The organism is Sorangium sp. So ce834 (assembly GCF_051521425.1).
Lineage (GTDB): Bacteria > Myxococcota_A > Polyangia > Polyangiales > Polyangiaceae > Sorangium > Sorangium cellulosum_D.
The window spans coordinates 10,751,971-10,777,338 of sequence record NZ_CP150351.1 but is presented as its reverse complement, the minus strand read 5'-3'; the positions used below and the strand labels follow the sequence as shown (position 1 = coordinate 10,777,338).

Genomic DNA, 25,368 nt, shown 5'->3' with positions numbered 1-25,368 from the left:
GTCGCCATTGAATTTGTTGACCTCCACGGACCGGCACGGACGCTGCAAGTCGCAGCGACACGAGCGAAGCACGCGAGTCGCCGTGGAAACCAGAGGAGGACGCATGGATCGGAGAGACGGTTGCGCAGCGCTGCTGACCTGGGCTTGCCTCGGCGCCCTCGCGGGGTGCATCACGGCGGCCGACGCGCCAGGAGGCGCGGAGGACACGATGAGCCAGGAGCTCGCCGAGGTGTCCTACAGCCCCGGCGCGGGGTGGAACCTCGTGTGGTCGGACGAGTTCGATGGTTCGAGCCTGAACACGGCGAACTGGAACGTGCTCACGAGCAACTACGATCCGGTCACCAACAATTGCAACTTTGGCACCGGAGAGCTCGAGTACCCGCGCGCCGCGAACGTCGCCGTCCGCGATGGCAAGCTGATCATCTCCGCGCAGCGCACGAGCGACAACCCGGCCGCGCCCCAGTGTACCGGGTACGGTGGGCGCTCCTTCTATTCCGGTCGCATCCACACGAAGGGCAAGGTCGAGCGGCGGTACGGCAAGATCTCCGCGAGCATCAAGGTGCCCTCCGGCTACGGGATGTGGCCGGCGTTCTGGACGCTGGGCGCCAACATCGACTCCGGCGCCAACGCGTGGCCTCGCTCGGGCGAGATCGACATCCTCGAATGGAGATCCACCGAGCCCACCTGGATGCAGTCCGCGACCCACTGGTGGAACAATGGACAGGCGGACTGGGGGACCGGGGCGAACCGCGGCGCGAGCCTCGCCGACTCCTTCCACGTCTACGAGGTCGAGTGGTCGTCGAGCAGCATGATCTTCAGGCTCGACGGCAGCGTCGTGGCCAACAACACGTATTACCACAACGAGGCGGAGTTCCAGCAGAACCACTACATCCTCTTGAACCTCGCCATCGGCGGCAACTGGTACGGCAACCCGAGCCCCGCGAGCATCGATTTGCCGTCGGGCACCACGAAGACCATGGAGGTCGAGTGGGTGCGCTGGTACCAGCAGGGCGGCGGCGGCGGCGGCGGCTCGAGCGGCATCTCGCTCACCAACCCGAGCTTCGAGTCCGGGATGACCGGCTGGACCAACTGGAGCCCGAACGGCACCGGGGCAGCGGGCTTCAGCGAGACGTACAACGGCGCGCAGTCCGGCTCTTACCACCTCACCCACTGGACCAACGGCTCTCCGTTCGAGGTGTGGACGTACCAGACGCGCTCGGGGCTCGCGGCGGGCGACTACAAGGTCCGAGCGTGGGTGAAGAAAGGCGGCAGCTACGATTTCAGCCGGCTCCAGGCGAAGACGTGCGGCTCGTGCTCACCTACCTACACGACGATCGGGACCTACGGGGCCTGGACGCAGATCGAGACGCCGGCCATCCATGTCACCGGCGGCTATCTGGAGTTCGGCTTCCACACGAAGGCCACCACCGGCAACCCGGCCAACTTCATCCACATGGATAGCGTCGAGCTGATCCGCCTCTGACGGCCCAGCGCTGCCGTCACAGGTCCGCCACGGCGTAGGTCATCACCGGCTGCACGCGGCCTTTGACCGTGATTTCGCTGATGGGGCGCGTGTCGAAACGATCCTTCACGAGGCGGTGCGTGTCCTCGCTGAGGAGGACGCTCACGCCGAGCTCCTTCGTCGCGCTCTCCAGGCGCGAGGCGAGGTTCACGGCGTCGCCGATGACCGTGTACTCCATCCGCGCTTCGCTGCCGATGTTCCCCGCGACGACCTCGCCGGTGTGGATCCCGACACCGGTCTTGAGCGCCGGGGTGCCCCGCTCGGCGAGGCGCTCGTTGAAGCGCGCGAGCGCGGCGCGCATGCGGATGGCGGCGCGCACGGCGCGCACGGCGTCGTCGGGCCTGGGGACGGGCGCGCCGAACACCGCCATGATCGCGTCGCCGATGTACTTGTCGACGACCCCGCCCTCGTCGAGGATGATGGCCACCATCTCGGTGAAATACTCGTTCAGGAGCCCCACGAGCTCATGGGCGTTCATCCGCTCGCTGATGGTCGTGAAGCTCCGGATATCGGAGAAGAGGATCGAGACGGTGAGCGTCTCGCCGCCGAGCTGCACTTTGCCGGCGAGCAGGTGCTCGAGCACGGCCTCGGTCATGTACTTGCCGAAGGTGGTGCGGAGCTTGTCGCGCTCCTTGAGGCCGTCGACCATCGAGTTGAAGCCGGCGGCGAGGTCCTCCAGCTCGTCGCCGGTCTTCACCCCCTCCACGTGGACGTACTGCTGTTGCTCGAGCTGCTTGAGGGCCACGTTCACGCGGGAGAGCGCGCGCGACATCGTGCTCGCGAGGCGCGCGCCGAGGATCAGCGAGACGAGCGCCGCGAGGGTGAGCACGCCGGCCGCGAGCATCAGGTTCTGGCGCACGATCTTCCGGACGTCGCTCACGTCGAGCGCCATGACGATCGAGAAATCGCCGGCCTTGCCCCGCAGCGAGCGGGGCGCGAAACGGGAGAGGGCCCACAGCGAGCTGGCGTCCTCGACGATCGTGGGGTGGGTCTCGTCGCCGATGGAGGCGCCGTGGAGCAGCCCGGTCGGGAAGCGCGCCGTGCCCGTGATCCTCTTGCCCGACGGATCGACGAGCGCGATCTCCACGCCGAGCTTCGTCGCCGCCTCGTCGAAGTAGGTGTGGTCGATGGGGATGCAGGCGAGCAGCGATCCGGCGTCGCTCCTCGCGCGCTGGGCGACCATGTACGCGGGCGGCGCGCCTTGCTGTCCGTCGCATCCGTGGACGAGCACGTCCCGGAGGTCCTCCATCTCGTCGAGGTTCGAGAGGCCCTCGGCGAGCCCGGGGAGCTCGTCCGTGCTCGCCGGCGGCGCGTCGAGCCCTCGCGCGGCGACAAGGTCGCCGAGCTCGTCGAAAGCGGCGATGGCGACGTTGGGATGAGCGGCGATGACGGCCTCGAGCGCCGTCCCCACGGCCGCCTCGTCGCGGAGCCGGAGGCCGTCGACGAGCTCGCGCGTACGGGAGGCCTGGCGCGCGCTCGTCGAGATGGCGCGCTGCTGCTGCCGGAGCTCGAGGCGGAAGTTGCGGATCGCCTGCGGGACGCGCTCGCTGATCTGCGCGAGGAGCTGCCGGTGCATCACCCAGGACAGCACGGGGAGGGCCGCGAGGGTCGCGAGCGAGGAGAGCGCGACGAGGACGGTGAGCTTGGCGCGGACGGTGCCGAGGCGGAACATGAAGGGCTTCATCAAAGCAAATTTCTATTCGGCATTCATCGGGAGGCCGCCAACCCCTGAACGGGCACGAGCAGCCCTGCCGACACGAGATCATCGAACTGTTTCCCGAGCGCGAGGGCGAACAGCCGGTCCTCGATGAGCACGCCCGCCTCGATGTTCTCCTGCTGGGCGACCATCGAGGTGTTGGCCGACGTGACGAAGGCGATCTCATCGTCGATGACGATGCATTTGGCGTGGAAGCTGATTCTCTCGTCATCGATGGTACGCGGGTCATGGAAGACCTCGGGGACGCGTGCGCCCCGCCAGTGCCACTTACGGAAACGCTGGACGAAGCGCGCTTCGTACGCTTCGCGCGTGCGCGGCCCCGAGAGGCCATCGTCGCCGACCGTGAGGTCGAAGAACATCCGGACGCGCAACGCCGGGATTTCCGCCATCCTCGCGGCGAGCGGCGCAAACAGCGTCGCTCCTCCTCCGAGGCTGTAACTCGAGACGAGCACCGACCTCCGCGCCCGGGCGAAGAGCTCGGCGACGACCACCTTTGTATCGCGCGACGACGCGCCCACGCGCTCCGGTCCCGTCCACACCAGCTCCACCTTGGGCGCGCGCGCCATCGTGGCGGCCCGCTCCGCGACAACGAGGCGGCACATGGCGGCGAGCGCGGCCTCGCTCCCCGCCGTCTGCCGCAGCGCCTCCAACGCCCGCACTGCGCCCGCCGACGTCGTGAAGGCGCGCAGCCCGAATCTCGTGAGCGGGCCGCGCACATGGCCCGCCTCGAGCGCGTCGGCGAGCTGGAGCAGCGTCTCGCTGGGGATCTCGAGCGGCTCCATCACGCCTCCGTGAAGAAGGCAGCGCCGGAGTCCTCCACCGTGTCCACGACCAGCGATCGATCGAGCAGCTCGTTCGACCACTCGCACGACGGCTCCGAGATGAGCAGGCAGCCGTGGCACGCGGCGCCGTGGAGGAACCGCTCCTCGTGCGCGTCGTCCGGGTGATGCTGCGCGCACACCGGGTCGTTCGAGCAGAGCTTGCCGAGGTCGAGCGCCGCGTCGAGGTGGTGAGCGAGCTTCTTGCCCACCTGCACGAGGCCGCCCAGGGTCCCCTCGGCGTCGGGCGTGCCGGTGAACAGCAAGATGCCGCAGCGGTCCCCGTCGAGATAGATGCGCTCGCGGATCGAGCTGGCCGCGTAGCCGCACTCGAGCGAGACGGCCGTGAGCAAGAGGTGCGACAGCGAGTGCAGCATCACGTAGGTCACGCCTGGAAACCGTGCGTTCTTGGCCTGGCGGCGCTTCTTCCAGGCCTCGAACCCCGCGATGAGCTGCGTCTCCCGCGCCTTGACCTGAGGCCGCCTGTCGCGCCAACTGGCGATCGCGCCGGGGTCGAGCGCCAGGAAGATGCCCTCTCCTCGGTTCTCCACGGCGGGCAGCCAGGTCACCTCGCGCGCCAGCGGCGCCGTGCGCACGCCGAGCGACAGCTCGTAGTCGACGTCGCGCGCCGGCGCCTCGAAGCGCGTGAACCCGAGCTGGACGATCACCTCGCGCATCCGGTGAACGAGGACCACCCGCGAGATGGAACGCATGGCGCCGCGCCGCGCGGGATCGAGCGACAGCGCATGGGCGAAGAAATCCTGTTTATCAGGCGTGTCCTCGCCGGCCGACTCCGGAATCGTGAGGAACGTATCGAGCTCGGCCGCCTTGATCCCGCGCCGCTCCTCGCCCGTCCCCGACCGCTTGCGCTGCACCTCGGCCCACAGCTCGGGCGCGCTGAAGCGGTCGCGCAGGTGCTTGTACCTGGCCTTCTTCAGCTCGCGTGCGACGTCCTCCTCGCCCTCGGCCGACTCCAGATCTCCCCACGCCGCCTCGATCGCCTCGCGGAGCGCCTGCTTGGTCGCATCGGTGGGGATCGAGATCGCGCTCACGTTCTGCGGGAAATACGCGTTGGTCGCCGAGCGGACGAGGAGCTTGTTCCGGACCGGCTTCCCTTGCTCGTCGACGCAAGCGGGCTTTTCCCCGTCCCCCGGCGCCGCGTCGGCGAGCCAGGGCGTTTCCCCCCAGCAAGGCCCCAGGGGCGATTGCTCGCCCTTGAGCGTCGCGTCGACGAGCGAGCGGCTCGCCTTGCAGGCGCAGCGCACCATGATGTCGGCGAGATCGCCGCTCGTCCCGCGCTCGTCCAGGAAGAGCTCGCGCGTGCAGTCGGTGCGGCCTCCGTGGGCAAATCCACGCCAGTCGATGTCGCCGATGTGACCGTTCGGGCAGGCCCGGACGAACCGGATCGGGACGACCTTGCCGTAGCTGCCGCGCTCGATCGCCCTCCGGTGGAGCAGGCGGCGGGATCGGAAGCCGCCCTCGCCGGCCCGGCCCTCCGGCGGCTGCTCGATGAACCACTCCGGAAACTCGAAGGCCGTGATGCCGCGCGCCGGCGCGTCGAGCGCGTCCGGGCTCGACGGCGGCGCGAAGAGCCGCAAGCGGGGGTTCTGCTCGCGCGCCCGGAGGGCGGCCTCGAGCCGCTCCTCGAAGACCTGCTGAAAACCCTCCTTGTCCGGATCCCCCCACGACTCGAGCCCACCCATGATGGCGGCGTGCTTCGGGAAATCGACGAGCGCGCCGGGCCCGAAGGTCGTCAGCACCTGGCTCCGGCGTACCTGGCCCTCGGGGCGGATTCTCGCCTTGGGGGATCCGCTCGAACGCGGCTTGCGCGCTGCCATCAGCCGTCCTCCTGCCGGCGTCCGCCGGGCTTTCTCAGGTACACATCCACGCCGGGCTCGACGTCACGCAGCGAGCGCTGCGCCTTGAACTTGCGCAGATCGCGATCGTCCGGCTCGGGCTCGAGCGGATCGCGCAGCAGGTTCGGGTGGGCGGGCTCCTCGCGCTGGTACTGGAGGCTGGCGCTGACGGCGTGGTTCTTCTCGACCGTGCGCTGCCAGGAGTCGAGGAGATCGCTCGTCCGCTTCTCCACCCTGCGCCCGATCTCGGCGGCCTCGTTCGCGTCGACGTGCGCCTGCTCCGCACGCGCGCCCAGGCGCCGCGGGATGCGGCTCACGTGGTCGCGCAGCGCGCCCTTGCCGATCGCCTCGGCCCCGCGCGGCGGTGTCAGCTCCGAGATGCCGAGGCGCGCGAGCGCCACGGTGACGGCCGCGATCCCGCGGTCGATCGCGCGCGGCGAGAACGGGGTGACGCTCGTCGCCTCGACCGCGCGGTAGAACGACGCGTGGTACGCGTTGAACCGCTCGAAGTGTGAGCGGTCCCGCGGCTTGTGGCAGTTGAGCAGCGTGACGACGAGCCCCGGCCTCCTGTCGTCGCGGCCGACGCGGCTCGTCGCCTGGATGTACTCGGCGGTCGTCTTGGGCTGTCCGAACACGACCATCAGGCCCAATCGCTGGATGTCGAGGCCGACGGAGATCATGTTCGTCGCGAGCGCGACATCGACGTGCTCGGACCTGTCCATCGTGCACGCGAGGCGGTCCTTCGCGTTCGCGACGCGGTGCGTCGGCTCGCGGCTGGTGAGCTCGACCGGCTCGCCGAGCGAGCGCGCCGCGAAGTCGCCGGCCTCCTCTCCGACGCGCCGGCGCGTCTCGTAGCCGCGGACGCGGGAGGTGACCTCGTCCTCCACGATCCGGCGGCTCCCGCCGAGCTCGCGCAGGCTGTTGAAGTATCCGACCAGCGTCGTGTACGGGTCGGCGGCGAGCCCGGACTCGTCGTACGCCCTCTTTCCGGCCGCGAGGAGCGCGAGGTAGACGCGCAGCAGGGCCACCTTCACGCTCCGGCCGGGGGCGGCGACACCCACGTACTTCCGCGCGTGCCGCTCGGTCGCGGCCACCGTGCGCGCGAAGAACGAGTCGCGGCGATCCGGGCCGGGGGGCGGGAAGATCGTGACCGCGGAGCGGCCGAACAGGGCCTTGATCTGCGCCTCCGCGCGCCGCACGGTCGCGGTCGAGGCGACGATCTTCGGCCCGAACGCCTTGCCGGCCGCCGGGCGCTCGCAGAGCACGTCGATCGCCGTCTCGTAGAGCCCGACCATGGTTCCGAGCGGGCCCGAGATGAGGTGGAGCTCGTCCTGGATCACGAGGTCGGGCGGCGCGAGCTGCCCCCCCTCGATCGGGCGCCCGATCCCGGGATCGCAGGGGCCGTAGAACCCGGCCTTGTCGTGCCGGTCGACCCTGCCGAACAGCGCGCCCGTCCGGCCGACCCACGGCAGCTGCGCGAACTTGTCGACGGTCGCGATGAGGAAGCACGGCAGCCGCCGGTAAATCGGCTCATCGACGGTCAGCATCGGGAGCGCGCGCTCGCCGGAGAACGCGCAGTCGCGGTTCGCGCAGTAGACCTCGAGGTTCTGCGGGCGGGCCGGGGTCGGCGTCAGCCGGAACGAGCTTGGGACGAACTTCCTGTCGCACCAGGGGCACTTCTCGATCGGGATCGGCGAAGGGTTCCTGTCCGAGGCCTGCTGGTACGCGTTGACCTTCATCCGCGCCGTCGTCGGGTCATAATCCTTCTCGGAGCCCATCCGGTTCGGGGTCGCGCCCTTGCCGACCCAGAGGCCGATCTCGAAGGGCCACGCGCCGAGCCGCGCGTCTCCCTGCTTGGCGCGCTCCTGCCGCTCGAGCTCGAGGGCGCACACCAGCGCCGCGGCGCGGCCGAGCTGGTCGAGCGTCAGCAGCCGCAGCGTGTAGCGCATCACCACGCTGACGCCCGCCCCCGCGACCCCGCCGTTCCGCAGCCGGCGCAGGACCAGGGTGAACGCCGCGAGCCCGAGGTAGGCCTCGGTCTTGCCGCCGCCGGTCGGGAAGAAGAGCAGGTCGATGACGGCGCGGTCGTGGTGCGCCGGCTCGTGGATCGCGCGGAGGTTGATCAGCAAGAACGCGAGCTGAAACGGCCGCCACGTGGGCGGACCGTTCTTCTTCTCGGTGTCGCGCGCCCGCGCGGCCCGCGCCATCGCCCGGTTCGCGAGGCGGAAGGCCAGGAAGACGTCGTCGTCGTCCAGCGCGGCCAGGCCGTCGATCATCCGGCGCCGCACCGTCTCGGCCGCGTCGAGCAGCCCGGCCAGCACCTCGCGCTGGTGCTCGCCGACCGGCGTCCTCGCCTGGTCCGCGATCCACGCCGCGTACCTGGCCGGGAGCTCCTCGAGCATCGCCCGCACCTCGGCCGCCGACCCGGCGTCGGCGAGCGCCTCCATCCCGAGCTGGACCCCGGGGACGTCGCCGGGCACGACCTTCTCGACCTCCGCGGTCGGCAGCCAGGTGGTCCACACGCGCCTGCACGCCTGCCCCTCGACGACCTCGGCCTCGGCCGCGACCCCGTGCCCCACCGCGTGCTCGTAGACGTTGCGGTACTGGAGCTCCGCGATCTGCTCGTCGGGATCGTCCCCGTCCTGCCCTCGGACGTTCGGGCGCGGGAGGAACTGCTCCTCGGTGTGGAGCTCGAGCCTCGCCTGGAAGAGGAACGCCTGGTCCTTGGGCGCGCGCTCGGAGAGCTCCTTGTCGTTCACGAGGAACGCCGAGACCGCGCGCGCCCCCTTCTCGACGCCGGTGCCCTCCGGCACGCGCCGCACCGAGACGACGAGGTTCACGCCGTCGGCGAGCGGGTACGCCACCTTCCCGGTCGCCGGGATCGCGAGCGTCTGCGCGAACTCCCGGGGCGACCGCCGCCAGCGCTCCGGCGGGCGCGCGGCCGCCTGCGGCTCCGCGCCCTCTCCCTGCGGCATGGGACGGACCGACCCCTCCTCGCGCGCGTACTCGCCCCATGTAGCCCGCACCGACAGGGCGCGGGTCGCCGCCGGGACGAGCACGCTCAGGCCGATCGACGACGGGAAGAACGCCTTGCGCGCCGACGCGACCTCCGGGGGCGCCGCGTCGTCCCCGTCCTCGCCGTCCACGCTCGCGAGCTCCTCGTCCGGCTCCGGATCCTCGCGCACCTCGATGGGCGCCTCGCGCGGCACCAGGAACCCGGTCAGATACCAGCGGGACGGCGCCACCGAGAGCACCTCGTGCGGCGCGGCCCCCACGAGGTCGCGCCCGAGGACCTCCACGAGATGATCGCGGACCTGCACCGGCTCGGTGCGCTTCGTCCCTTCCGTCGTCGCCATCGGCGTCCTCCTCGTCGTCCCCCGGCGCCATCGCGCGGCGCGCCACCGCCGGCCCGCGCTCCCGCTCGTCCCCCGGTGCGTACGCGGTCGAGCTCGATTCGAGCCCTCCTCGCGAACCCACGGAATGGAGCCAGGATCCGCAGAATAGGAAGTACTAGGGGATTCACCCGAGTTATGTCCACCGGAAAGCCCGCGCCCCGGCGCCGCCGCCCGCGGTCCGGAGCGCGGGCTCGAACGACGTTGAAGCCCGGGGCGAGGTCCCGTTGATTTTCAGGTTCGAAACGCGCGTCGTGCCGGTCCCCACGACCCGGTGGTTCGGAGAACGCCTCGACCAGAAGCGCGGGGGCTGGATCTTCGGGCCGATGGGTACGGGGAAGTCGCACGCCGTGCGCATGGCGGTGCGCGACGGCATCCGGCTCGACGTGGCCTCGGGCCCATGCCACCCCCGGCGAGTGGCCCATCCGGCTCGAGGAGACCCATAGCGGTTATCGCAACTGGCCCACCCTGGTGGCTTGTCTCCGGGGGGACGTTCAAGCGAACCTCAAGGTTATGGCACGCACGGCCCCGGTCCCGAACATCCCGGCCATTCCCGGCATGAACCCCGGCGTCTTCGTGATGGGCGGCGGTGGCGGCGGGGGAGGAGCGGGAGGACCTGGCGGCGGCGCTGGAGCGGGCCGGCAGGGCGCGGGAGGCGGGAGCGGCGGGAACCAGGCGCAGGGCGGCGGCAAGGGCGCCCCGGATCCGCAGCGCTATCCGCTCTGCGGCACGAAGTCGCACCCGGTCGACGTCGCCACGGGGCGCGCGTTCACCCACCCGATCCTCATCGTCGAGCTGCCCGGCCCCTTGCCGCTGCAGTTGACGCGCAGCTACAGCTCCCACGCGCACCGCCGCGACGTCGGCCTCGGGTGGGGATGGGCCCACAGCCTCGGCTGGCGCATCGAGGAGCGCCGCCGCTCCGTCGACGTCTGGACGGACCAGGGCACGCGCGTCTCCTTCCCGAAGTCGCTGCGTGCGGGCGACGACGTGGTCTCCTCATTCGGCTTCCGCCTCCGCCGCGAGCCGTGGGGCTATGTCGTCGACCCGAACGATGGTCGACTCTACGCCTTCTCGGAGAAGCTCGGCGAGCACCTCTACCTGCTCACGGCGATCGAGGACAGGAACAAGAACCGTATCGCGCTCGTGTACGAGGACGGCCAGCTCGTCGAGGTGACGGACAGCGCCGGCCGGAAGCTCCGCGTGCGCAGGGACGGCGCTGGGCACATCGCCTCGATCGAGGTGAAGAACGCGCTGGAGCAGGGGCGGTGGATCGCCCTGGAGAGATACGATTACGACCCGCGCGGGCGGCTCGTCGGGGCGACCGACGCCGACGGCTTCTCCGCGCGCTACGAGTACGACGACGAGGCCCGGCTCACCGCCGACGTCGATCGGGCCGGCCTCTGCTTCCATTTCGTGTACGACGCCCAGGGGCGGTGCATCGAGTCCTGGGGCGACTACCTGTCCAGCCCCGATCCGAGCCTGGACCCGGACGTGCCCTCGGTGCTCGCGTCGGGCCGCCACCCCGCAAGGGGCGTCCACCACTGCGTCTTCGAGTACCTCGACGAGGACTACACGCACGTCATCGACTCGACGCACGTCGGGCATTTCGCGCACAACGCGCTCGGCCTGCTCACCATGGCGCACGACGCCGGGCCGTCGCCCGTGCGCGCCGTGTACGACGCGCGAGGGTTCCTCGCCGTCCTCGAGCATCCGGACGGCGGCTTCGAGCGCTTCGAGCGCGACGGGCGCGGGAACCTGCTCGGCTACACGAACCAGCTCGGCGCCCGCACGTCGATCGTCCGGGATGAGGCGGGCTCCCCCGTCGAGATCACCGACCCGCTCGGCGGGATGACCCAGATCTTCCGCGACGCGCGGGGCAACCCGGAGCACATCGCGAATCCGCTAAGGCAGACAACCACCTACCGCCACGACGAGCGGGGCTTGCTGCGCGAGCGGATCGATCCGAACGGCGCCAGGACATCGTACCAGTACGACGCGCAGGGCAACCTGACCGCGGTCGCGCCGCCGAACGGCGCGGTGTGGCGTTTCCGGTACGACGCGCTCGGCCGCGTCACGGGGCGCACCGATCCGGCGGGCGCAGAGACGCGCTTCGTCTACTCCGATCGCGGCGACCTCATCGAGGTGATCGACGCCCAGGGAGGCGTCTCCAGGTATCAGTACGACGGGGAGCGGCACCTCGTGCGGGCCCAGAACCCGAGCGGGCATGTCACCGAATGGGGGTGGGGCGGGTATCACCGGCTCTGCTGGCGCAAGGACGCGAACGGGCACGTGGCCCGCCTGCTTTACAACCGCGAGGGCGAGCTCACCACGGTCGTGAACGAGCTCGGGGAGAAGCACCAGCTTCTTTACGATATCTATGGTCGGTTGATCGAGGAGCGCACGTTCGACGGGCGCGTGCTGCGCTATCGCCTCGAGGCGGCGGGGCGCCCGACGCGGGTCACGACGGGCGGGTCGATGGCGGCCGAGGCGGCGGGGCCGGCCGCGCATACCGATCTCACGTACGATCTGGCGGGGCGCCTCGTCCAGCGGACGACCGAGGCGGGCGACGAGCATTTCGAATATGACATGCTCGGCAACTTGGTCGAGGCGCGCTGGCCCGGCGGGCGCATCGAGCTCGCGAGGGATCCGCTCGGCCGGATCGTCAAGGAGACCCAGGTCCTGGGGGGCGAGGCGCACGCAATCGAGGCGCGGTACGACGCTTTGGGCAACCGGATCTCGCGGCGCACCACGCTCGGGCACAGCGAGGCGATCGCGCGCGACGCGATGGGCTCGCGCGTGCGCACGGTGCTGGACGACGCGGCGTTGATCGAGCACGGGCTGGATCCGCTCGGACGCGAGGTCTTCCGGCGCCTCCCGGGCGGCGGTGCCATCGGAACCTCGTACGACCCGCTGGGCCGCCTGTCGCAGCAGCGCGTCACGCGCCCGGCGGAGCGCCCATCGACCGCGCCGGGCCACCCGGCGTGGGTGGGCGAGCTGCCCGACGCCGTCGTGGCGGTGATGAGCTACCACCACGACCCGACCGGCGAGCTCGTGGCGCGGAGCGGCGGCGCGCGCGGCGCGACGGAGCTCCGCTACGACCCCGTGGGCCAGCTGCTCGCGATGACGCCCGAGGTGGGGCGGCGCGAGGTGTTCCGGTACGATCCGGCGGGCAACCTGCACGAAGGAGACGGCGCTCCGGAGCGCAGGTACGGCAGGGGCGGCAAGCTCCTCCGGAAGGGAAACACGGAGTACCGCTGGGACGCCGAGGGACGGCTCGTCGAGCGGCGCGAGGACGCAGGAGGGGACAAGCCGCGCGTCTACCGCTACGGCTGGAGCGGAGCGGGGCTGCTCGACCACGTCGAGGCGCCGGACGGCGCCCGCGTCGAGTTCGAGTACGATCCGCTGGCGAGGCGTGTGCGGAAGCGAGTCCTCGCGTGGGACGAGGCGGCAGGCGCGCTGCGGCTCGCGCGAGAGACCCGGTTCGTGTGGGATGGTGACGTCCTGGTGCACGAGATCACGCGTTCTCCAGCGAAGAGCGCGGCCGCGCCTGGGGGCGCCGCGGCCTCGGTGCGGACCTACTGCTTCATGGACGACTCGTTCGTTCCGGCGGCGCACCGCGAGGCCGACGGGCGATGGGTCCATTACGTCAACGATCCTGTCGGCACGCCGGAGCGGCTCCTCGACGACGCGGGCGCGATCGTGGGCTCGCTGGAGCGGCGGGCCTTCGGGCTCGAGGCGCCGCACGACGGCGGCGCCAGCACCCCGCTGCGGTTCCCGGGGCAGTACGAGGATGCCGAGACCGGCCTCTACTACAATCGCTATCGCTATTACGACCCGGCCGACGGCATGTTCGTCTCTCCGGATCCGCTCGGCGTGGCCGGAGGGTCCGGGTACTACGGTTATGCGGTCAACCCGTTTGCGTGGATCGATCCCTTCGGCCTCGCGTCGCTGCGCGAGGCCGAGCGGCTGCTGGAGGACTCCGAGAACCGTAGCTTCGGGAACAACGTGGGGCACGCGCGCGCGCACGTGCCGGGCCCGGGGCAGGATCCGGCTGCGCTCGCGACCTCGCGACCGACCAAGCAGACGAACACGGTCTTCCGCTCGCGCAACCAGGCGCTGCGCTCGCTGCGGGACATCATGACCCGCGACGACGCGGCCCTCCGCTCCCTCGCGCCGGGGCAGGTGCATTCGGGCTCCTACACGCCCAGGGAGACGCTCGAAGGGCTGGAGTCCAGGTCAGGGCAGCCGGCGCAGCGCTCGTGCGTCAATCGCGTCACCTACTCGATCGGCCGCCTTCCGAACGGTCAGCTCCACCTGCTACATTTTGCCCCCCGCCAGTCATGAGCTCATCCAGCCAGAGAACCCTCGTCGTCCTTGACGAGCGCGGCGCCGCCGCGCGCCTCCCGTCGCAGATCGCGTCGCTCGTGCAGGGCTACCGCATCATCTACCTCTCCGACACGCGCCACGCCCCCTACGGCACGCTGTCGCGGGTGTCGGCGGCCCGCCTCGTGCTCCTCTGCCTCGACCTGGTGCGGGGGTACGGCATCTCCGCGGTGCTCCTGGCCAGCGCGGCGGCGGCCCGCGCGGCGCTCCCGGCCGTGCGGATCGGGTGCGCGCGCGCGGGAATCGCGCTCCACGAGGGCGCGTCGCTGGCCGCGAGGGAGGTGGTCCGCCGGCACCGCTTCGGCGACGTCGCCGTGATCGGAGGAGAGATCGTGGACGAGCGCGCCGTCGCCGAGGCGCTCGCCGAGGCTGGGCTCCCGGGCCGCACGCGGGCGGTGCCGCTCGAGCTCGCCGCGCTGGGTGAGGCGGGCAAGGACGCGCTGGGCCGGCTCGTGGAAGCGCAGCGCGCGCAGGTGGGGACGTACGTGCTCGGCTCGTCGTACGCCGCGCGTGTCGCGGATCTGATCCGCCGGTCCGATCCGGACGCCGCGATCGTCGAGGCGGACGCGGCGCTCGCGGCGGAGGTCGCCGTGGCGCTGGAGGCCGAGCCGGCGGTGGGGAAGACGGCGTCCACGGTGATCCGCTGCGCCACCGAGGCGTCCGAGCACTGGCAGGAGCGCATCGCGGAGCTCGCGGGCGTCGCGCCCGACGCCGTGGCCGGCCGGTGGGTGATGCCGGAGGGGCCGAGCGAGGGGCCCTTCGCCGTCGCCATGGACGAGGACGGGGATCCGCTCGACTGAGCCGGCCGCGCCCGGGTCGCGCGCCTCATTCCAGCAGCCGAGCGCGGTTCGAGCCCGATGGGCGCACCGTCGCGGCCACGCGCGCTCCCATGGGCCCGCGGGCGCTGCCCCGAGGTCAACGCGTGGATTCCCGATCTGCTGGCCGGAGGCGACCCTGGCGCTCGAGCTCGTGCGCCATGAACGGGCAATGACGGCGGATCCAGGCGAGCGGGAGCGGCTCGTCCGGGTCGTCGGGCTCCGTCTTCAGCCCGAGGTAGAGGTCGTGGTAACGGGTCCTGCTCGCGCAGAACGTCGGAGAGTTCAGCCCCAGCCGATCCCGCGTCGCGATCACCGCTGCGCGCAGGTCGTCGTCGAGCCCGTCCGCAGGCTCGACCTTGAACGTGCCCAGGTCGATGACGAACCAGCCGTCCTGGATCTCGAAGGGGTCGAGCACGTCCTCGTGGTCGCCCTTGTTCGTGTTGATCTGATGCGAGGCGAGCCGGAAGTTGCTCCATTCATAGGCGAGCGCCCTGTGATTCGACTTCGGCTTGAAGTGGTCGACCGTCGCGAGTCCGGTCGCCGGGTCGATGTACATGCCGAGATAGGCGCAGATGTCCCGGTAAGCCGCCCGCAGCTCCGGCAACGCCTGCGTCCAGAACGGGGGAAGCGCGTCGGAGGGGATCTCCTCGACCTTGTCGGCGAGCTTCGCCCGTGGGCGGCCGCGTCGTCTGGGCGCTTCGGCCGAGCCGATCAGCTCCTGGAGCGCCGCCTTCCCCCTCTGCCGGACCTTCGCGTCGAAGTCGGGGGGCTCGGCGGCTCGCTGGACGCGGATCACGCGGAGTCCCCGCCGGCGTGCTGCTGGACGTAGTACCGCCATCGCACCAGGAAGGGATCCATCTCGGGGAGCGTGCGGAGGAGGGCCTCGTTGACGCGCCGGAGCTCGGCCGCGTCGGGGCTCGATTCCCTGAGCAACCGCCGCGCCTGGCCGAGCACGGCCTCTGCCTCGGTGGATGTGGCGGCGTCGAGATCGAACACGTCGGACACCAGCCAGCGGTTGACGTCCCCGCGCTTGTGCCATGCGTCCCGTTCGATCTGCACGGCGCCGTCCACGAGATCAAGCTTCCAGAGCGCGTCGCACTCGGGATCGAACAGCGGCTCCACCGACGCGAGCACCAGCGGAGCGTGCGTGGCGGCGATCACCTGGACGCGCGGCGCATGGGCGCCCCACGCGCCGATGGTCTTGAGCAGCCCCGGGAGCACCGCGCGTTGCCACTTGGGGTGGAGGTGGGTCTCGGGCTCGTCGATGAGCAGGATGACCTGCTCCGAGAGCGGGAGCGCCTGCCGCCGCGCCGCCTCCTCGTGCTCCGAGAACGCCCAGGTGAGCAGGTACGCCAGCTTGAGCATGCGCTGCATCCCGGCCGCGGCGAAGATCACCGGGACCTCGTCGCCGTAAGGCATCTTGATGGTGGGGACGTCGCGGACGTCCTCCAGGAAGGGCCGTGTGGGCTTGCCGGCCTGCATGGGCCGCTCCGGATCCTCGGACAGCGCCTCGAGCATCCGGGAGAGCATCGCGAAGCGGGGGTCATGGGACTGCTGCCACCGCGTCCAGTCGTCGAGCAATCCCCGGCAGACCACCTGGTTGTCGCCGGCGCGGAGCTCATCGAAGACCTGACCCGGCGTGAAGTGGTAGGCGGGCAGCATCTCCCGCTCGCTGCCGTCCGCGCCGCGGTAGAGGCGGTAGTTCTTCGCCGGATCCCAGACCGAGAACGCCCCGTCCGAGCGCGCGTAGAGGACGAGGCCGGGGTTCGACGGCCGCCCTCGCTTGCGCTTCCAGTCCTGGGCCTTCGGGATCCAGGGGGACACGTCCTCGGTGAGCCCCTTGAGGCCGTCGAAGGCGAACCCGATGGACGCGTCGGGCCGCCTGGGGACGGCCGGGTACTGCGGCCAGGTCCGCGTGAGCGCCCACCAGGCGACGTCGAGGAGGAACGACTTGCCGAGGCCGTTGTCGCCGGTGATGAGGTTCAGCCGGGGGGCGAGCGGCCCGAACGTGAGCTTGTCGGCCGGACCGATGCCGTCGAGCTCCAGCCGTCTAAGCATGGCGTTCTCGGGGGGGCGGAGGGGGCGAGCTCCCGAGCGCGCGGAGCGCGCCTGCTTCAGCCGTCGCCATCGCCGTCCTCCTCCTCGTCCAGTGTGCGCGCGGAGCGCGCCACCGCCACCCCGCGCCTGCGCTCGTCCTCGGCGCGGACGCGGTTGAGCTCGATCAGCCGGGCCAGGACCTCGTCGCGCACGTCGTCGGGCCAGCGGTAGCGGTAGGGCTTTCGCTTCCGCTTCTTGCCGCCCTCGTCGTCGTCCTCGTCCCCGTCGTCGTGGTCGAGGAGGAACTCGCAGGCGGTCGGAATGTCCTGCCAGCCGTAGGCGTCGAGCACCGCGCGGTCCATCTCGGCGTGCAGCGCGCGGAGCTTCAGGATGTCGGGGGAGCGCTCGTCGGGGTCGTGGAAGCGGTTGTAGGTCTTGGTGAGGCCCTCGTTGTTCTTCACCATGAGGGCGGCGCGGAACTCGTAGTAGGTCTTGCCGCTTGCCTCGAGCACGGGATTGGACTGCCAGCCTTCGGGGAACGGGAAGGTCTCGAAGCAGTCGGAGGGGGTATAGCGGAGGTCGTCCTTCATTGACGAGGCGAAGAAGCGAGCCCAGACTTCGTGGATGCGCGATTGGAGGGTTCCGAGTGCCGCGTAAGAATCGAATGCGAGCACGATAAGCTGTTCGGAGAACACGCTGCCTGCAGGCACAAATGTGAACAGCGCATGCTGGCCAACTCTCGCGATAGCAATCACACGCGGCAGATCGCGGATGGCGTCTGTCAACTCACGCCGGACGCGCCAGAACTGCCACCACGGCCAGCGCGCCACTACCTGGGATTTTCGTTCACGCTCAGGTCTGACCTTGGTCTCCAAGAGTGCGACCAGGTCTGGCCATCTTCGTGCCTCGATCTCACTCATGTTCGCGAAGTTGATGACGAACCGATGGTGTGAGTGCGTGGGGCTCGTGTTTAGCTCTTCTCCGCCGAGGTAAGGGAAGATTCGTTCTGCGTTTTTGGGGTTTCTCTCAATCAAGCGCTTCATCGTGGCGACGCTGCTGGCGCGTCCCTTCTTGTCGGTGTCGTCGAACGTGAAACCCATGCCAAGCACGATGCTTCCCTGAAAGCTTCGATCCAGGTTTGCTGCGAGGCGTGTTGGGTCGTTGTCGACGTTGCCGGCTACCAAGAACGCGGAGATTCGCTCCACTTCATTGCTGTCGAGTATCGGAGTGAGCGTGCGTTCTGCTTTTTGAGTATGGACGATGCTCACGATGACCGCCGCGACTCCCGGCCACGTATGCCGACGGGTTGCGTTGTAGATCGTTCCGCCGTGCTGCGTAATCCAACGTAGTCCTGTGGCGCGCGTGTCTCCCTGGCTGATGGTGTTCGTTGCGATCAGGCCGAACGTTCCTTGATGCCGGAGCAGGGAGAAGGCGCGTCGAAAGAAATGCGCCACCAGGTCGGTGTTGCTGTTCGATTCCTGGTGGATCGTTGGAAGCCAATCCCGATATCCGTCGCCGTTGAATGAGCTTATCCGCTTTCCTCCAAGAAACGGCGGATTCCCCACGAACGCATCGAACCCCGGGTTCTCCCGCGCGAACGCCTCCGGGAACTCCAGCTCCCAGTGGAACGGCGTCACCGGCGGCGTGAGCGCCCTCAGCCCATCCGCCTGCTCGCGGAGCGTGTGCCCCGCGAGCCGCCCGGACAGGAACGGCTCCACCACGGTGTCGGCCAGCCGCTTCCGGTGCTTCTCCCGCACCGCGTCCTTCTTCTCGGAGAAGAACGCCAGCACCGCCAGATCGGCGATCGCCCGCACGTCGGTGACGAGGTCCTCCGCATCGCCCAGCAGCCGCGACTTCTCCGCCACGTCCGTCGAGTCGCCGAGCGCGTGGATCTCCGCGCGCTTCTGCTCGACCGCCTTCAGCGCCGTCGCGAGCCGCGGCCGGAGCAGGAGCGACGGCTTGCCCGTGTCCTTCCAGTCGAAGCACGCGATCTGCTCCTTCGACAGCCCGACCAGCGAGTCCCCCTGCCGGAGGGCGTGGTCGAGGAACGTGAACGGGTGGTCCTTGGCGAGCGTGAAGAGCCACAGCGACAGCTTGGCCAGGTCGACCGCGAACGGGTTCTTGTCGACGCCGTACAGGCACCGCTGCGCGACCAGCCGGCGCGCGTGGAGCTCGCGGTCCTCGTCCGGGGGGATCACCGGAGCGTCGCCGTGCTCGCCCCACGCGGCGTCGAGCGCGGCCGCGAGGAAGCGGCACGACTCGACGAGGAACGCGCCCGAGCCCATCGCGGGGTCGCACACCTTGAGGGCGAGGATCTGCTCGGCCCGCGGCGTCTTCCCCCCGGCGAGCCCGTCGAGCTGCGGCTGAAGGGTGGTCCGCACGATCGGCTCGGTGAGCTCGCGCGGCGTGTAGTGGCTCCCCGACCGCCGCCGCTCCTCGGTGGGCTGCAGGTAGAGCGCGCCCTGCGGCAGCACGTCCGGCGTCCGCGGCGAGACCTTGCGGCCGAGCGCCGCCAGCAGCGCGGCCTCGGTCTTCGCCGTCCTCCACGCCTTCTGCGCGGCGTCGGCGAGCTTGCAGCCGGCCTCGGCGAGGAGCTTGTCGCGCGCCGCCTCGGGCAGCGCGAGCGCCTCCTCCAGGTCGATCACCACGTGGTGCGGCAGGACCGGGATCGAGCGCCCCGTGGCCTGCTCGAGCGTGAACCCCATCATCGCCTCGTAGACCGACCCGATCTGCTCGACCTCGAGCGACCGGTACGAGAGCCGGTCCCCGTCGAGGTACAGCAGGAGCCCGAGCACCTCGTAGATCACCCCGTCCGACACCAGCGGCGGCGCGATCCGCTCGCCCTTCGCCCGGCGCGTCCCGTGGGGGCGCCCCTCGAGGAACGGGTACACGTCGGGATCGAAGAGGCGCCCCGCGCGCGCGGGGAGCTGCATGTCCCGGGCGCGCGCGCCGTCGTGCAGCACCCGGAACAGCGTGAGGAGCTGCGCCCACGCCCCGTACCGCGCGTGCATCGTGTCGGGGTGCCGGCCCGCGTCCTCGCGCAGCCGCTCGAACAGCCCCGTGACCGAGTAGCTCCCGGGGTAGATCCCGCCCGCGGGCAGGAGCTCGCGGTCCTCGGCGTAGAGCACGAAGACCAGCCGCATCAGCGTGGTGAGCAGCCCGCCGTACACCTGGGCGCGGTCCTCGACCATCACCTCGCGCAGGAGCTCGCCGCGCCCGCGCGGGTCGACCTCGTTCGCCGCCTGGAACCCGCGCACCAGGGCGTGGAGCGCGTCGAGCACCTGCCCGGCGAGCTGGGTCGAGACGGTGCTCTGGTACTTGCGGCTCTCGGCCACGATCGCCGGGAGCCGCTGCGCCTTCGGGCCGGTGAAGAGCCGGCTCTCGTGCAGCAGCATCACCAGGCCGGCGAGGATGGGGCGCCCGCCGACCTCGCACATCGCCCGCACCGGGAACGTGATGTACCCGGGGGTCTCCGCGCGCGGCGCGTAGACCAGCCGGATGCTGGCCCCGTTGAAGAGGATCCCGAGGGAGACCCCCGTGTCGCGCAGCAGCCGCTCGAAGCGCGTCTCGGGGCTCGCGCGCCACCCGCCGCCGTCCTCGCGCTCGGGCGGCGGCGCGTCGAGGTCGGTGTTCGTCGGCTCCTCCCGCACGAGGAGCAGCGGCGCGGCTGACGGATCGCGCGCGTCGGGATCCATCAGGACGTGCGTCGGCGAGAGCGTCTCGCGCTGCTCGCGGAGGTACACCGACCAGCGCGCGTCGTCCGGCGCCACCCGGCAGAGGTCGCCCGGCCGCCAGCCGAGCACCGCCTCGCAGAAGGGGCCGAGCCGCCGGAGGACCACGTCGCCGCTCTCCCCCCACCGATCGGCGATGGCGTCGCGGAGGTCGCGCGGCTTGTCGGTCAGGAGCGCGAGCAGCGCGTCCTGCGCGGGGATGACGTCGGCGTTCGCGTACGCCTGCGCCGCGACGAGGGCGGGCGGCGTGACGACGACGCCCACGCGCTGGCCCGCGAGGAGGCCGAGCCACGCCTTGTGGGCCTGGAGATCGCGGTTGTGGGCGGCGGTCGTGCTGCTTGCCATCAGCCTGTCCTCGGCCAGAGGTAGACGAGCCCGAGCGGATCGAGCCGGCGCGCCCGCACCTGGTAGGCGCGCTCGATGCGCCGCGGCTCCGACGTGATCTCGGCCTCGATGGTGCGCAGGCGCGCCTCCCAGAAGGCGCGCTCCGACGCGATCTGGCGCCGCTCGATCTCGGTGAACTGGAGCTCCTGCTGGGGCTCGTCGTGGTGCTTCCGGATGCGCGCGCGCTGCGCCTCGAGCACCTTGCGGATGTCCGCCGCCTCCTTCGCCGCCCGCTTGCCGAGCTCCTCCTCGGCGCGCTTGCCCGCGGACTCGCCGCGCTGGACGAGCAGCGGCAGGAGCTCCTCGACGTCGCGCTCGGCGGCGGCCGAAAGGTCCTCCCGCACCTTGTCGTGCGGCCGCTCCCCGCGCGCGAGCGCGTCGTCCATCTGCCGCAGGATCGCGTCGTGGTGGTCGAGCCCCATCCCGCGGAGCCTCGTCTTGCGCACCACGGGCGCGACCCAGGGCGCGGCCGCCAGGATGACCTCCTCGTGCAGGCGGGAGGCGTGGTCCCCGTACAGGCCGAGGCGCCCGAGCAGCACGACCTTCGGCTCGGCCTCGTCGATGACGACGGCGGTCGCGCGCGAGAGATCGTGGTGGAGGAACCCCTGGGACCGGAACCGGCCGAGCAGGCGCTGGACGATCCGGTGCTCCAGGTGGAGGTGGACGACCTCGGCGCCGAGCGTGCCGGTGTCCGCGAAGACGACGGGCCGGAGCGTCGCCTCCCGGCGCCATGCGCGGAGGTCGACGTCGCGCGGCCGCTCGGGCGCGCGCAGCGCGTCGAGGAGCTCGGCCCAGCCCGGGTCGGCGCCGGGCAGCCGGTCCAGCGCCGGGAACGCGTACGCGCCGGGCGGCGCCGGCTTGCCCGACGGGAGCCGGTCGCGCGCGGGGTCGAGGGCCCGCAGCGGCTCGGCGCCGAGCAGCCGGAGCGCCTCGGAGAGGGCGCGCTCCAGGTCCCCGCCGCGGAGGCCGAGGTGCACGCGCGACTCCTCGAGGAGCTGGCGGAGCGTGGCGAGCTGCTTCTCGAGCGGCGCGCGCCGCTCGCGCGAGGCCTCGAGCTCGTCGGGGGCGGGCGCCCCCTTCACCGCGCCGATCTTCCCGCAGAGCGCCGCCGCCTGCTGCAGCGGGATACCCGTCGAGAGCAGGCGCAGGAGCTCCCCCTCGACGACCGCCCCCAGGCTGCCGAGCTCCTTCTGGATCGTGCTCGTCTTCTGGACGAGCACCTCGAGCACGCGGTCCTCGGCGCGCTGCGCGAACAGGAAGTAGTGGCAGGTCACCACCTCCTCGCGCTGCAGCTTGCGGTCGATGCGCCCGTTGCGCTGCTCCATCCGGCTCGGGTTCCACGGGACGTCGAAGTGGAAGAGGTCCGCGCAGTGGCTCTGGAGGTTGACGCCTTCCCGCGCCGCGTCGGTGGCGATGAGGACGCGCACCGGGTGCTCGGCCGGATCGCCGTTGAAGGCCCGCTTGATCTCCTCGCGCTTGGCCTCGTCGGCGATCTCGCCGTGGAAGACCTCGACGCGCTCCTCGCCGCGGTCGGTGAAGGCGAGCGCGGCCTGGAGCTGCTGTTCCAGGTAGCGCTTGGTGTCGGTGTACTCGGTGAAGATCAGGACGCGCGCGGCGTGCTCCCGCCCCTTGCAGCGGTCGAGCCAGCGGGCGGGCCTCGCGGGCTGGACCCCGCGCGGGGGGAGGTCCGGGCAGAGGTTCTCCCGGATCCAGGCGAGGAGCCGCTCGATCCGCGCGTCGGGCGTGTTCGCGTGCGCCTCGGCGACCTCGATCATGCGGTCGAGCAGCGCGAGCTCCTCGGCCTCGGTCGCCTCGCTGGACGCGCGCGTCGCGGCCTCGACCTGCGCGCTCTCCTCGCGCCGCAGCTCGTCCTCGCCGACGCCGGCCCGCTCGTCGTCGGCGCCCGGCGCCTCGCGCAGGAGGTCGAGCCGCTCCTCGCGGACCGGCGCGGGGGGCCGGGCGCCCTGCTCCTTCTGCTTCTTCTCGCGCGCCTTGCGGAGCGAATCGCGGTGGGTGATCAGCGTGCAGCGGAGCGCCTCGATCGACGAGAGGAGCCGCTTCTGCAGCGAGATGTCGAGGAGCCCGGCCGCCGCCTGGGCGCTCCGCGACGCGCGCGCGAGCCGCCGCGCGCGCAGCTCGCGGTACTGCTCGAGCATGCGCGACAGCACGAGCTCGGGCGCGTCGTCGGGCAGGCCGTCGATGGTGATCTGCTTCACCTCGCGCCGCGGGAACGCCACCTTCACCTCGCGGAGGTCGGACTTGAGGCGGCGCACCATGATCGGCTCGAGCTGCCGCTGGGGCTCCTCGAGCGGGATCCCGCGCGTGAAGCGCTGCGGGTCGAGGATCTCGAGCAGGGCGGTGAAGCTGTTCGAGTGCCCGTTGTGCGGCGTCGCCGAGAGGAAGAGGCGGTGCTCGAAGAGCTCGGCCAGCTCGCGCACCGCGCCGGTGAGCTTGGAGTCGACGGCGTACTTCGCGCCGCTCGCGGGCGCCGCGTTGTGCGCCTCGTCGAGGATCATCATCGAGCCGCCGCCGTCCTTCTGGAGGCAGGCGCGGAGCGGCGCGACGTACGCCTCGTCGCGCGCGAGGGCGTGGGACACGATGAACAGGTTGTGGGTCAGCCACGGGTTGACGGAGTAGCCGCGCTCCCGGCGCTTCTTCGCGACGAAGTCGCGGTCGAGGGTCACGAAGGAGAGGCCGAAGCGGGACTCGAGCTCCTCGCGCCACTGGACGACGACCGAGGGCGGCGCCACGACGACGACGCGGCGCACGCGCTGGCGCATGAGGAGCTCGCGGAGGATGAGCCCGGCCTCGATGGTCTTGCCGAGCCCGACGTCGTCGGCGATGAAGAGGTTGACGCGCGGGAGGAGGAGCGCCTTGCGGAGGGGCTCGAGCTGGTAGGCGTGCAGCTCGATCCCGGCGCGGTGCGGCGCCTGGAACAGCCGGGGGCGCGTCGAGGTGACGCAGTGCCACCGCTGCGCGTTCAGGTACGCGGCGAACGTGCGGGGCGCGTCGAGCCCGCGGGCGGCGACCTCGCGCCAGCTCGCCGCATCGACGATCTGCGCGTCGACCTCGCTCTGCCAGAGCACGGAGAGCCGCGCGCCCTGCGCGTCGTCGTCGAGGCACGAGAGGTGGACGACGGCGTCCTCGTCGGGCGCGTCCTGCGCGACCTGGTCGACGAGATAGAGGCGCGAGCGCACGCGCACGAAATTGCCCTGCTGCGGGGTGACTGGCACCGGCGCATCCTAGGCCGCGGGGGCGCCGAGGAGGAAGGTGGTCACGAGCATCGAAGACCGTTCTCCTCGTGGGGACACGGCCGGACCGAGCGGGCGACGGGCGGATACGGGCAGGTGCGTCGGCGAGGAGGCGGCGGGCATGTCGGGAGTCGGGCGGTCGCCTCGCCGAGCAGGCGGCGGGCATGTCGCGATATGGGTGGGAGCCTCGCCGAGCAGGCGCCGGTAGTGGTCAAATTTGAACATGAAGGCGGGGAGGCGGGAAGAAAACCTTAATGATCTTCCCGCCTTCCCGCCTTCATGTGGACTCTCTCTGGGCAGAGTTGACCACTACCCAGGCGCCGGGCATGTCGGCACATGGCCAGTGCCTGGCCGAGCAGGCGCCGGGCATGTCGCGACATGGGCCGGTGCCTGGCCGAGCAGGCGCCGGGCATGTCGCGACATGGGCCGGTGCCTGGCCGAGCAGGCGCCGGGCATGTCGCGACATGGGCCGGTGCCTGGCCGAGCAGGCGCCGGGCATGTCGCGACATGGGCCGGTGCCTGGCCGAGCAGGCGCCGGGCATGTCGAGACATGGGCCGGTGCCTGGCCGAGCGGGCGCCGGGCATGTCGGCACATGGGCAGGTGCCTGCCGCGCAGGACCCCGCCCATGTCGACTGTGTGATGCGTGCTACAAATCCGGGTCGGCGACCACGATCGGCGCCGCGGGCGCCGGCTCGACCGGCGCCGCGGGCTGGTCGGGCGCCGCAGGACCGCCCGCCGCCGGCGCCGCGCGCCCGCGCGCCGCCCGCTCCCGGTCGGCGTTCAGCTTGTCGACGTACGCGAACAGCCGCGCCTCGTGGTCCGCCGGCAGCTTGCTACCGTCCTCCTGGACCTCGTCCCGGAGCGCCTCCCTGAACCGCCCCAGCAGCCCCACCACGGCGCCGCGGAGCGGCCCCGTGGCCGCGGCGTTCTCCCCCGTCGCGAGCAGCGTCGCGCGCCTGCGCAGCAGCTTGTCGATCTCGTCCCCGGCGCCGACGAACGCCTTCACCCACTCGTGCAGGCTCCCCCCGCCGGGCGTGGCCACGGACTTCAGCTCCGCCTTGAGCTTGGCGAGCTCGGGACGGTTGTCGAGCGCCGCCGACGCCTCGTCCGCGTAGGGCGCGCGCAGCACGTCGAGCCTCGGGACGAACGCCTGCTGCGCTCCGGCCGCCGCCGCCTTCACCTCCGGCGCCAGCGAGGGGTGCGCCTCGACGGCCTTGCAGAGGAAGAAGATGGCCGCCCCGAGGCCGTCGTGCCGGACGTCGGCCTCGGAGAGCTCCCGGGCGAGCGGCGCCTGCGTGCCCGCGGCGTCGGGGATCGCCTCGATCTCCTTCTGCCTCGCCCGGAGCCGCGGCTCGTACAGCCTGCCCGTGGCCGAGAGCCGCAGCTCCTCGACCCTCTCGTCGAGCAGGTCGCGCAGCGCGAGCTTCAGGTCTCCTATCGTGAGATTGCGCAAGGTCC

Annotated in this window: 12 protein-coding genes; 3 read left to right on the top strand and 9 right to left on the bottom strand. The window is 71.3% G+C overall.

The window, feature by feature from the left end; genetic code table 11:
• Positions 1-103 precede the first annotated feature (103 nt).
• The gene (locus tag WMF20_RS39630; protein ID WP_437606933.1) at positions 104-1,483 is read left to right on the top strand and encodes a glycoside hydrolase family 16 protein; all 1,380 of its coding nucleotides are present in this window, start codon (positions 104-106) and stop codon (positions 1,481-1,483) included.
• A 16-nt stretch (positions 1,484-1,499) separates the two neighbouring features.
• Here WMF20_RS39630 and WMF20_RS39625 read toward each other — a convergent pair whose 3' ends face one another.
• Genes WMF20_RS39625 through drmA form a run of 4 tightly spaced genes read right to left on the bottom strand, consistent with a single transcriptional unit; the run spans position 1,500 to position 9,269 of the window.
• Complete coding sequence (locus WMF20_RS39625) at positions 1,500-3,206, bottom strand: adenylate/guanylate cyclase domain-containing protein (RefSeq protein WP_437606932.1); 1,707 nt, start codon at positions 3,204-3,206, stop codon at positions 1,500-1,502.
• 23 nt (positions 3,207-3,229) lie between these two features.
• The gene (gene drmC, locus WMF20_RS39620; protein ID WP_437606931.1) at positions 3,230-4,021 is read right to left on the bottom strand and encodes a DISARM system phospholipase D-like protein DrmC; all 792 of its coding nucleotides are present in this window, start codon (positions 4,019-4,021) and stop codon (positions 3,230-3,232) included.
• Positions 4,021-5,895: a DrmB family protein gene (drmB, locus tag WMF20_RS39615; RefSeq protein WP_437606930.1), complete on the bottom strand. Its 1,875-nt coding sequence runs from the start codon at positions 5,893-5,895 to the stop codon at positions 4,021-4,023. The genes drmC and drmB overlap by 1 nt, the downstream gene beginning before the upstream one ends.
• Entirely contained in the window at positions 5,895-9,269 is a 3,375-nt protein-coding gene (gene drmA / locus WMF20_RS39610; protein ID WP_437606929.1) for a DISARM system helicase DrmA, read from the bottom strand. The genes drmB and drmA overlap by 1 nt, the downstream gene beginning before the upstream one ends.
• A 549-nt stretch (positions 9,270-9,818) precedes the next feature.
• Between drmA and WMF20_RS39605 the strand changes: the two genes are divergently transcribed.
• Positions 9,819-13,649, top strand: coding sequence for an RHS repeat-associated core domain-containing protein (locus tag WMF20_RS39605; RefSeq protein WP_437606928.1), 3,831 nt, complete (start codon positions 9,819-9,821; stop codon positions 13,647-13,649).
• The gene (locus tag WMF20_RS39600; protein ID WP_437606927.1) at positions 13,646-14,488 is read left to right on the top strand and encodes a hypothetical protein; all 843 of its coding nucleotides are present in this window, start codon (positions 13,646-13,648) and stop codon (positions 14,486-14,488) included. Before WMF20_RS39605 ends, WMF20_RS39600 begins: the two co-directional genes overlap by 4 nt.
• Positions 14,489-14,603: 115 nt before the next feature.
• Here WMF20_RS39600 and WMF20_RS39595 read toward each other — a convergent pair whose 3' ends face one another.
• From WMF20_RS39595 to WMF20_RS39575, 5 genes are all read right to left on the bottom strand, one after another.
• Positions 14,604-15,302, bottom strand: coding sequence for a hypothetical protein (locus WMF20_RS39595; RefSeq protein ID WP_437606926.1), 699 nt, complete (start codon positions 15,300-15,302; stop codon positions 14,604-14,606).
• Positions 15,299-16,564: an AAA family ATPase gene (locus WMF20_RS39590; protein ID WP_437606925.1), complete on the bottom strand. Its 1,266-nt coding sequence runs from the start codon at positions 16,562-16,564 to the stop codon at positions 15,299-15,301. Before WMF20_RS39590 ends, WMF20_RS39595 begins: the two co-directional genes overlap by 4 nt.
• A 56-nt stretch (positions 16,565-16,620) precedes the next feature.
• Positions 16,621-20,619, bottom strand: a complete 3,999-nt coding sequence (locus WMF20_RS39585; RefSeq protein ID WP_437606924.1) for an Eco57I restriction-modification methylase domain-containing protein — start codon at positions 20,617-20,619, stop codon at positions 16,621-16,623.
• Complete coding sequence (gene drmD / locus WMF20_RS39580; protein ID WP_437606923.1) at positions 20,619-23,891, bottom strand: DISARM system SNF2-like helicase DrmD; 3,273 nt, start codon at positions 23,889-23,891, stop codon at positions 20,619-20,621. Before drmD ends, WMF20_RS39585 begins: the two co-directional genes overlap by 1 nt.
• Positions 23,892-24,556: 665 nt before the next feature.
• Positions 24,557-25,363 (bottom strand): hypothetical protein, encoded by an 807-nt coding sequence (locus WMF20_RS39575; RefSeq protein WP_437606922.1) that lies wholly within the window; start codon positions 25,361-25,363, stop codon positions 24,557-24,559.
• Positions 25,364-25,368: the final 5 nt, after the last annotated feature.

Coding starts and splice junctions, on each gene's coding strand:
- WMF20_RS39630 (WP_437606933.1), top strand. CDS start 104: ATGGATCGGAGAGACGGTTGCGCAGCGCTGCTGACCTGGGCTTGCCTC.
- WMF20_RS39625 (WP_437606932.1), bottom strand. CDS start 3,206: ATGAAGCCCTTCATGTTCCGCCTCGGCACCGTCCGCGCCAAGCTCACC.
- drmC (WP_437606931.1), bottom strand. CDS start 4,021: ATGGAGCCGCTCGAGATCCCCAGCGAGACGCTGCTCCAGCTCGCCGAC.
- drmB (WP_437606930.1), bottom strand. CDS start 5,895: ATGGCAGCGCGCAAGCCGCGTTCGAGCGGATCCCCCAAGGCGAGAATC.
- drmA (WP_437606929.1), bottom strand. CDS start 9,269: ATGGCGACGACGGAAGGGACGAAGCGCACCGAGCCGGTGCAGGTCCGC.
- WMF20_RS39605 (WP_437606928.1), top strand. CDS start 9,819: ATGGCACGCACGGCCCCGGTCCCGAACATCCCGGCCATTCCCGGCATG.
- WMF20_RS39600 (WP_437606927.1), top strand. CDS start 13,646: ATGAGCTCATCCAGCCAGAGAACCCTCGTCGTCCTTGACGAGCGCGGC.
- WMF20_RS39590 (WP_437606925.1), bottom strand. CDS start 16,564: ATGCTTAGACGGCTGGAGCTCGACGGCATCGGTCCGGCCGACAAGCTC.
- WMF20_RS39585 (WP_437606924.1), bottom strand. CDS start 20,619: ATGGCAAGCAGCACGACCGCCGCCCACAACCGCGATCTCCAGGCCCAC.